The sequence below is a fragment of the Mycobacterium angelicum genome, from assembly GCF_002086155.1.
GTDB lineage: Bacteria > Actinomycetota > Actinomycetes > Mycobacteriales > Mycobacteriaceae > Mycobacterium > Mycobacterium angelicum.
The window spans coordinates 1-2,440 of the sequence record NZ_MVHE01000163.1 but is presented as its reverse complement, the minus strand read 5'-3'; the positions used below and the strand labels follow the sequence as shown (position 1 = coordinate 2,440).

1 protein-coding gene is annotated in these 2,440 nt (G+C 78.2%); it reads right to left on the bottom strand.

Going from position 1 to position 2,440, the window contains the following annotated elements; translation table 11 throughout:
* Positions 1-2,440, bottom strand: a 2,440-nt coding sequence (locus tag BST12_RS32460; protein ID WP_211281391.1) for a hypothetical protein, incomplete at both ends; no start/stop codon positions are given.

Genomic DNA, 2,440 nt, shown 5'->3' with positions numbered 1-2,440 from the left:
CGCCAGGATCGCCGGCACCCCCACCTGTACCGCCGTCTCCGCCTCCGCCGCCGGTTCCGCCGCCGCCGCCGGCGCCCCCGACGCCGCCGGTACCGCCGGTGCCAGTTGTGCCGCCGACGCCACCTTGGCCGCCGTCACCGCCCTTGCCCGCGTTGCCGCCGTTGATTCCGGTGTTGCCGAAGCCGCCATCGCCGCCGGCGCCCCCGGCGCCGCCGGTACCGCCGCCGCCGCCGCTGCCGTTGGTGCCGCCATTGCTGCTGTTACCGCCGGCACCGCCCGCACCGCCATCGCCGCCGCTTCCTGCATTGGTGCCGCGGTCGCCGGAGAGGTTGGGGTTGTTGGGATAGTTAGCGTCGTAGCCGGTGCCACCGGCCCCGCCGAGACCCCCTTTGCCGCCGGTACCCCCTTTGCCGCCGTCGGTTGCGCTGCCGCCGTCGCCGCCTTGGCCGCCGGCCCCGCCGGCGCCGCCGTCGTTGGCGAGCCCGCTGGCGTCGCCGCCTCCACCGCCCTTGCCGCCGGCGCCACCGTTTCCAGCGTTGCCGTCGGTTGCGGTGCCGCCCTGGCCGCCGATGCCGCCGGCGCTGCCCTGGCCGTTGCTGGCTGCGGTGCCGCCATTGCCGCCCTGGCCGCCGTCGCCGCCGTTACCGCTGTGGCCGTTGCCCGATCCGGTTGCGATGCCCGCGGCACCGCCGCCACCACCATTGCCGCCGCCGGCAGTGCCGAGAACCCCGCCGTCACCGCCGTTCGCGCCGTTGCCCCCAGTGCCGCCGTTGCCGCCGTTCCCGCCGTTGGTCGCGGTGCCGCCGGCGCCGCCCAGACCACCGTCACCGCCCTTTCCTGCGACGATCGACGCGCCGCCGTCGCCGCCGGCGCCACCGGAGCCGGCGTTGCCTCCGTTGGTTGCGTTGCCACCTGCGCCGCCTTGACCACCGCCGCCGCCGGGGCCGCCAATGGCGGATGCGGTGCCGCCTTGGCCGCCCGAGCCGCCGCCTCCGGCGGCGCCGGAGGCGCTGGTCCCGCCCGCACCGCCGGTCCCGCCGTCGCCGCCCTCGTCGGCGTTGGCGCCTTGCCCGCCGTTGCCGCCGGTGCCGGCGGTGCCGCTCCCGGTTGCGCTGCCACCCACGCCACCGGTCCCGCCCGTGCCTCCGATACTGCCGGTGCCACCTGCGCCACCCAGACCGCCGGCGCCAGCATTGCCGCCGTCGATGGTGGCGCCACCGGCGCCACCGGTGCCGCCCGCGCCCCCGTTGCCGGTGGCGCCCAAACCTGCGACAGTGCCGCCAGCGCCGCCCTGGCCGCCGGTGCCTCCGACGCCGCCCTGAGCGCCCGTGCCGCCGGAACCGCCTTGGCCGCCGCTGCCGGCGTCGCCGCCGGTCGAGTGGTAGAAACCATCGCCTGCGGCGCCGGAGCCGCCTTGGCCGCCGGTTCCGCCGTTGCCGCCGTGGCCCGCACCGCCGGCATTCCCGCCGGTTCCGCCGAAGCCGGCTAGACCACCGATACCCGCGTCACCGCCGTTACCGCCATTACCGCCGCTGCCACCGATGCCGGCCGGACCGCTGTTTAGGCCACCTCGATCCCAGGAGCCGTCGGTGCCTCCGCCGCCCGTGCCACCGCTCGCACCGTTGCCACCCGTGCCGCCGTTGCCGTTGACGCCGCCGTTGCCGCTATTGCCGCCCGCTCCGCCGGCTCCGCCGTGCCCGCCCGCGAATCCGGTTTGGCCGGTACCGTCCGCCGCGCCGGTGCCACCGGCGCCCCCCGAGTCGCCATTGCCGCCGTTGCCGCCGTCCCCACCGTTGCCGGCGCTTCCGGTGCTGCCGCCGGCGCCGCCGGTGCCCGCCAGGCCCCCGGCACCGGCGTTTCCGCCGTGGCCACCGTCGCCGCCGGTGGCCCCTGCGCCGACGCCGGACTTGCCATCTGCCCCGTTGCCGCCGTTGCCGCCGTTGCCACCGTTGCCACCGCTGCCGTTGGTGCCGCCTGTCCCGCTGCCGCCGCCAGCACCGCCAGCACCGCCGGCGCCGCCGGCAAAACCAGTGCCGCCGTCGCCGTTGGTCGCGACCGTTGTGTTGTGGTCGCCGGTTGCGCCATCACCGCCGGAGCCGCCTGAACCGCCGTTACCCCAAGCGCCGGCGAGGCCGCCGCCAGCGCCAGCGGCGCCGCCGCTGCCGGCGGCACCGCCGGCCCCACCGATCCCACCATCACCGCCCGCGGTACCGGTGCCCGCTGCGCCGTCACCGCCGTTCCCACCCAAGCCGCCATTGCCGCCCAGGCCGCCGTTGCCGCCGTGACCGAACAGCAGTCCGTTGGCCCCGCCCGCTCCGCCGGTGCCGCCCACGCCGCCGGCAGCGCCGCTGCTGCCGACCCCTCCGGTTCCGGCGACCCCGGTCGCGCCGGCGCCACCGGCTCCACCATCACCGCCCAGCCCGCCGGCACCGCCCTGGCC